Origin of the sequence: Winogradskyella sp. UBA3174 (assembly GCF_002364335.1) — a bacterium.
GTDB lineage: Bacteria > Bacteroidota > Bacteroidia > Flavobacteriales > Flavobacteriaceae > Winogradskyella.
On sequence record NZ_DEXW01000014.1, the window covers coordinates 1 to 6044 of the forward strand.

7 protein-coding genes are annotated in these 6044 nt (G+C 29.4%); 1 reads left to right on the plus strand and 6 read right to left on the minus strand.

Annotated features, from left to right (window positions below; translation table 11 throughout):
* The 3 genes from B2U95_RS01370 to B2U95_RS01380 all read right to left on the minus strand — a co-directional run.
* Positions 1-483: 3-keto-5-aminohexanoate cleavage protein (locus B2U95_RS01370; protein WP_296311704.1), on the minus strand; the 483-nt coding region annotated here is incomplete at its 3' end.
* Between the two features lie 386 nt (positions 484-869).
* Positions 870-1322, minus strand: a complete 453-nt coding sequence (locus tag B2U95_RS01375; protein ID WP_296311707.1) for a hypothetical protein — start codon at positions 1320-1322, stop codon at positions 870-872.
* A gap of 763 nt (positions 1323-2085) precedes the next feature.
* Positions 2086-2817, minus strand: a complete 732-nt coding sequence (locus B2U95_RS01380) for a bacteriorhodopsin-like (protein ID WP_296311709.1) — start codon at positions 2815-2817, stop codon at positions 2086-2088.
* Between the two features lie 113 nt (positions 2818-2930).
* Here B2U95_RS01380 and B2U95_RS01385 point away from each other — a divergent pair, with 113 nt between their 5' ends.
* The gene (locus B2U95_RS01385) at positions 2931-3830 is read left to right on the plus strand and encodes a Brp/Blh family beta-carotene 15,15'-dioxygenase (protein ID WP_296311711.1); all 900 of its coding nucleotides are present in this window, start codon (positions 2931-2933) and stop codon (positions 3828-3830) included.
* A 43-nt stretch (positions 3831-3873) separates the two neighbouring features.
* Here B2U95_RS01385 and B2U95_RS01390 read toward each other — a convergent pair whose 3' ends face one another.
* The 3 genes from B2U95_RS01390 to B2U95_RS01400 form a co-directional block, all read right to left on the minus strand.
* Positions 3874-4926, minus strand: a complete 1053-nt coding sequence (locus tag B2U95_RS01390; RefSeq protein WP_296311714.1) for a hypothetical protein — start codon at positions 4924-4926, stop codon at positions 3874-3876.
* Positions 4927-4954: 28 nt separating this feature from the next.
* Positions 4955-5740, minus strand: a complete 786-nt coding sequence (locus tag B2U95_RS01395) for a hypothetical protein (RefSeq protein WP_296311716.1) — start codon at positions 5738-5740, stop codon at positions 4955-4957.
* Positions 5727-6044 (minus strand): RNA polymerase sigma factor (locus B2U95_RS01400; RefSeq protein ID WP_296311718.1); only part of this gene is annotated, 318 nt, incomplete at its 5' end. The genes B2U95_RS01400 and B2U95_RS01395, both read right to left, overlap by 14 nt.

Genomic DNA, 6044 nt, shown 5'->3' on the forward strand with positions numbered 1-6044 from the left:
TAAAAATTTACCAAAATTTATCATACCAACATCAAACACTTCTAATTCTGGCACAATACCTTTAGACTTCATTAAAGATGCTAAATCCTCAATCATACTTGGCGCATTCATACTTGCCACTTTATTAAAGTTTAATGAGCTTAAGGTTAAACTTCCCATATCTGGTTTAAGATTACCTTCTAAAGTCAGTACATCACCTCTTTTATCTATAGTATTAAAATCACGTCCGCTTAATGAAGTACAGATCACTAAATCTGGAGCATACTTGCGAATACCAGCTATCATTTCTGCATACACTTCTTTCTTGTAAGTAGGTACTCCTGTTTTTTCATCTCTTGCATGTATGTGAGTCATAGTTATACCTAACTCATATGCACGATGTACATCTTCTACAATTTCATTAATGGTCACAGGAACATGAGGAGTCATATCCTTGGTTGGAATCATTCCTGTAGGTGTAAAATTAATTATTAGCTTATCCATTAGATTTGGGTTTGGTTTAGAATTGAAGTGAAAATAAGTCAAACTTTTAATAATATCGAAACAATCCGATGAATGGAGTATCATTGTCTCTAAAAAGTATTAGTTATTTGTTTTGTTACAAATTTGATACTAGTACATATGTTAGTGCGCTCAAACCACACCTATAAATTAGATATATACGTATTAAAAATTATTGTAATATTCAATCACAACTTTATGTCTTTTTCCTCAAGCTAATAATGGTATTGCCTGAACATAATTAATAGCTATTTCTGCATCAGATCCAAAATGGTCTTTATAATCATTTATCATCTTTTCCTCATTAACTTTAATGGTTGTATTAAGATTAATTTCATAATTCTTAAAACCTTTTTCACAAGTTGAAATTATTTATAGTTACCATATTCACAAAGCTTAGCAGAAAGATGAGATGGCACTAAATTACCATTGGTATCATAAAGCAAGTCTAACTTTCTAGCATAAATCTCAGGAAAATAAGGTTTATTTTCACTATCTAATTCTATGACACCGATATCACCAGTATCATATCTAATTATTGGCGTGGCTTTATTGTAAAGATCTGTAACAACAATTCTCCATTGCTCCCCATTATTTAATTTTTTATCTTCTTTTAAGTCAAAAATCTCTATGATGTAAATTGAGTCAATAATTCTAAAGCGTAAGTCGTTAGCATATATTTGTTGCGCTATACTTCCATTTTCATTATTAGAATAAAGAGATAAAGGTGAAACTCCTAAATACATTTTTGCAGCATCTCTTGTATGTGCGTTTAAATATTCTGATATAGTTATTATCGATTTAGTTTTAAATTTAATCATCAATTTGCCTACAAATTTTCTATAAAGCTAATGCATATCCTACAAACGAAATTTCGACTTTCTTTTTATTTAATTCAGCTATAAGGTTATCTATCTCTGTGTTCAATAAACTAAAGACACTACACGCACTAATATTCCTAATTTTTAATCTATTAACGAACTTCTTTTTAAATTTAGATGGCCAAATTTTAACATAAAATAGGTGACCTCCTATTATGTAATCATATTTTGAAGAAAAAAATATATTATCTACAATATTTTTATTGACTTTGTTTTTATTTTGATAAAGGCTAAAAGATAAACCAGTTAAAACCACTTGTAGAAATTTTGCTACAATCTTTTAATTGAAATTGGTTTGATAAAAAATCTTTTAAATTATGACGAATAATATTCTTATTCACAATCGGAGAATCATATAAAGAAAATTTAGATGAAAAAAAAATGTAATATGCTGTTATAGTAATAGTATGATTTAATCTATTTATACTCTCATTATTTGTGTAAGCTACATTTTTAGAATCAATAATATTTATCGTCTTAATGAGGTTACTTCTAATAGCACTTCCTTTTACCTTATCTAAAACCAAAATACCACCTCACGTATCTTTTGAACTATATCCATAAATCCTTAAGCCATATCGCCTTAGCAATGACAAGTGTGTTTTAGCTGTGATAAACAAAAAAACGCAATCAAATTAATGATTACGTTTTTTATATAATTACATGTTCTGAAAAAAAACTCAGAAGTTCATGTTTCTATTGTTTAGCTATTTACATCTTGCTTTTTAACAGCTAATGCATAAATCACTAAACCAAATCCAATTTTGTTAATGGCATCGGCAATGTTATATACCACGTCAATATTCCCATCTGGAATAAAACTGTTATACCAACCTGTAGTTCCCATCATGTATCCTAGTGGATAGATTGCCCATCCAACAAGTACAAACCAACATAATATTTTGTGTGCTTTTAAAACATCTCCACCTGCTGCTACTGCCATTTTCTTAGCACTACCTAACCAAATCTCATAAACGATGTAGAAATACGCTGCACCAGAAATGAATCCCCAAAGTGCTGCTTGATCCATAAATACAGCCTCACCGAAATATCCAGTAACTAACATTACTACAGAAGCAAAAATTAATTTCCACATTAAAGAAGGCTTAGCACCTGCTACTTTAAGTATAAGATAAAATTCAACACACATTAATGGTACAGTTAAAAGCCAATCTACATATCTAAAGAATGTTGGTGACTCCATATTGGCAAACCAATAATCTCTCATGTAAAAATAATGTACTGCAGCAATAAATGTAATTAGTCCTGAGACTAAAACTGATGTTCTCCATTTTTTATCAAATTGACTGAGTGATAAAAAGAAAAAGGCAGAGGCAGCCATCATGGCCATACTACCTACAAAAAAAGTAAATCCAACATAATCTGTTGGGTCTAACTTAGTACCAAGTTCGGCAAATAAAAGTAATGCTTTCATAAAGTTTGTTTTTAGTTAATTAGTTTTGTTTAAGTAAATTTACAAAAACATAAACAAAATAATCTCTATTTTAACACTATTTTTAGTCTATCATTGTGAATATCTTATTTTTAATGCAAAAAATCAACAACATATCAATTATATTGAGTTTCATTGGCTTATATGTAACTTCCTATTTTTCAGGTGAATTAGAGGTGTTAATTGGCTTTTTTTTTATTTTTTCTTTTGGAATATTACACGGATCAAATGATATATTATTAATAGAGTCATTATTAGATAAAACGGTAAAACATACATTTCAGAAGATTATAATACTTTATTTGCTCATCGTTTTAGTTGCAATAATGGTGTTTTACTATCTACCGTCAATAGCACTCATCCTCTTTATTTTATTTAGTGCATTTCACTTTGGTGAGCAACATTGGGAACATCAAAATTTAGCAATTAAGAAAAACAAAAGCAATCTATTTTATTTTATCTACGGTAGTTTTGTCCTCTTCTTATTATTCATGTTAAATAGAAAAGAAGTTTTAGAAGTGGTAGCCTCAATAACAAAATATAATCTAAACGAGAGCACTATTACTTATGGTTTTGTAACTTCATCTGTAGCCTTAGGTATATCTATTATAGCTTTAATTATAAAACAGAAAACAATTAGAACACAAATTATAAAAGAACTCTTTTTTCTTTTAATATTTGCAATTATTTTTAAGGTGTCTACGCTCATTTGGGGATTTACAATTTACTTTGTGTTTTGGCACAGTATCCCATCTTTATTTGAACAAGTTTCTTTTATTTATGGTGATTACAATAAAACGAATATTTTAAAGTATTGTAAAAATGCATTTCCATATTGGCTTATTTCTCTTTTTGGTATTGGATTTGTCTATTATGTTTTTAAGGATGAAAATATCTTTTATGCTGTTTTCTTCTCATTTATTGCAGCTGTTACGTTTCCCCATTCTATTGCTATAAATAAAATGTTTAAGCATAAAAAAACGCAACCAAATTAATGGCTGCGTTTTTAAGTATTCTATAGTTATTAGCACAGGGTCTCTAATTAATATCAAATCTTAAGGCTATAGCAAGGGTATTAATATCTTGAGGATTATTTTTAAATACTGGATTAACATCGTACTTAAAATAGATACTTAAATCACTGTAACCTATATAAGCACTTGGTCCAAAATTAATAGTGTTCATATTAAAATCGTCCCCTTGTATTAATCGATTCCGTTTTCCATCTTCATCAAATCTAATAGTTTGAAAAGTCTGAATTCTGACAGCAAAAAAGCCACCTAAACCTACTCTAAATCCAGTTTGAGATCGTAAATAAGTTTGATCGGTTTTACCGTTATATTGTGGTTTAGAAAAATCTAATTCTAAATGTAATGGTATTGCTAAATATGTATTAGCAAACCTAGACCTTTTAACATCAAAACCTGCATCTTCTAGTGTGGTTAGACCTTGATTAGTAACTAAAATATCATTATCAGCCTCTGGTCGTAGCTCATGAATCATCATAGAAAGTCCAAATTTTAAGTTCCAAAGGTTCGTGTTTTCTTTTAGTCTGTACTTAAATGTAGTTCCAACTTCTCCGAATCCAATTGGGTTAACCTTAAAGCCATCTCCATAAAATCCATCACCATCATTTAAAACAGAATTCACTCCTAAAGCAAAAACAAATTGCGATGTTAATCGTTTTTCAACTTTTAAGCCTGTGATACTGTCATTGTAAAAATTTTCTTCTGAAAATAGGCCAAAAAACGCACTACTATTTTCCTCATCAGCTTCTAAATTTCCGCTAACCCTATTCTTAATTAGCGTTTGTAATTTTTGTTCTTCTATAAAAACAGCGTCGTTAATTCTTTTTGCGTGGTAGGCTGCTATTTTATTCTTTTCAGTAGTGGCAACATCAAAGGTGATTTCATTTTTTTTAAGCCTTTTATCAATTTTCTCTACTGCTTTTTTTAGTGCACTTTTTTCTGATACAATTATAGAATCTATTTTATAGGTGATTTCAGCAGCCCTTTTCTCAAAGGTTTTACTTTGTGATACTCCTATATTGCAAGAAAGCACAATCACACAAAATACTAGAATGTTCTTCATAACTTATTATTTTTCAAGGTTTGTAAAATTAATTTCGGTAATTTCTATTAGCTAAAGCTTCTTTTATTTTTTTCATTTGTCGGCCTGCTTTCTTAAAAATACTCTTGTTTTTCTCGTCGAATACTTGTTTTTCAATTTCAACTAAAAGTTTATCGGAATCAATATAAGTCGTTGGTACATTTTTTATAATTTTTATACGTTCTAGACTACTATCGTTTTCAATTTCTGCTAATAAACGTTCAGGTGTTACATACGGAAATAGCTTTTCATTATTTATTTTAGTAGAATCTTTTACTGCTAATAGTTTAAGTTCAATAGTTTCATTTTTAGCAAACGTACCCTTATTGAAATTTTGAAGCGCATTACTAGTCTTAATATTATTTTTATTTTTTGATGAATCTTCTAAAGTTTCAATATGTTTTTCCGATGTATTAGCACTCAATTTAGATGCTGTTTCTAAATCATTTAGTTTAACAATACCCTTATTAGATTTCGTTTCTTTATTGATAATAGCCTCCTCTTTTTCAGAATTAAAAACAGGCGCTTTATGTTCTTTCAATGCAGGTATTTCTTTTTGAATAGTAACTTGAATAGGCCGTTCTACCTCTAACTTTTTTATAAGTAATCGACCACCGACAAAACTCAGTAAAAACACTACAGATGCTGCAACACCATACCGCACCCAAAGCTTCTTTTTCTTTTTAGGCTTAGCGTTTAATACTTCAATTAAACGCTTTCTTGCACCAGCAGAAGGGGCAATACTTCTGTCTTTAATGGTCGTCTTTATGAGCTTTTCTATATTATTCGGTTCCATTGTATTTAGACTTTAAATTAGCGAGACGTTTCTTTAATATTTTTTTAGCGTGTGATAGTTGTGATTTCGAAGTCCCTATGCTAATGTTTAATAATTCTGAAATTTCTTGATGTTTATAGCCTTCAATAACATAGAGATTAAAAACCGTTTTACAACCCACTGGAAGCTGGTCTATTGCACCTTGAATCTCACTTGACGCATTACTTGATGTATTACTTGATGTATTACTTGATGTATTACTTGATGTATTGAAAGGTTGTTCTACAAAATGATAATCACCTATTTCTACAACATTAAATTTATT

Excerpts from the sequence above, each read along its gene's own strand:
- B2U95_RS01375 (WP_296311707.1), bottom strand. The coding sequence starts at position 1,322 with ATGATTAAATTTAAAACTAAATCGATAATAACTATATCAGAATATTTA.
- B2U95_RS01380 (WP_296311709.1), bottom strand. The coding sequence starts at position 2,817 with ATGAAAGCATTACTTTTATTTGCCGAACTTGGTACTAAGTTAGACCCA.
- B2U95_RS01385 (WP_296311711.1), top strand. The coding sequence starts at position 2,931 with ATGCAAAAAATCAACAACATATCAATTATATTGAGTTTCATTGGCTTA.
- B2U95_RS01390 (WP_296311714.1), bottom strand. The coding sequence starts at position 4,926 with ATGAAGAACATTCTAGTATTTTGTGTGATTGTGCTTTCTTGCAATATA.
- B2U95_RS01395 (WP_296311716.1), bottom strand. The coding sequence starts at position 5,740 with ATGGAACCGAATAATATAGAAAAGCTCATAAAGACGACCATTAAAGAC.